A 441-nucleotide genomic window follows, 5' to 3' on the forward strand; every position below is an offset into this window, starting at 1 on the left:
GTTTGTGATCCAGGAATGGTTAATATTGGTTATACTGATATAGTTGAACAAGTGCTGAGACGCCGAGAAAACCAACCACAAATCAAAGTGTTTAACGAAGTTGAACCTAATCCATCAACTCATACAGTCTATAAGGGGTTAGACATGTTTATAAATTTCCAACCTGATACTATTATTGCACTAGGTGGCGGTTCGGCAATGGATGCAGCCAAAGCAATATGGATGTTCTTTGAGCATCCAGAAACTTCATTTTTTGGGGCAAAACAAAAGTTCTTAGATATTCGTAAACGTACTTATAAAATTACCAAACCTAAAAACGCTAAATTTATATGTATACCAACGACATCAGGAACTGGTTCTGAAGTGACACCTTTTGCAGTAATTACTGATAGCGAGACACACGTTAAGTATCCACTAGCAGATTATGCGTTAACTCCCGAT

1 protein-coding gene is annotated in these 441 nt (G+C 37.4%); it reads left to right on the forward strand.

Annotation, left to right across the window (positions count from 1 at the left end; all coding sequences use genetic code 11):
* Positions 1 to 441, forward strand: a 441-nt coding sequence (locus D7X12_RS41970) for an iron-containing alcohol dehydrogenase (protein WP_120630600.1), incomplete at both ends; no start/stop codon positions are given.

Origin of the sequence: Corallococcus sicarius, assembly GCF_003611735.1 — a bacterium.
GTDB classification, from domain to species: domain Bacteria; phylum Myxococcota; class Myxococcia; order Myxococcales; family Myxococcaceae; genus Corallococcus; species Corallococcus sicarius.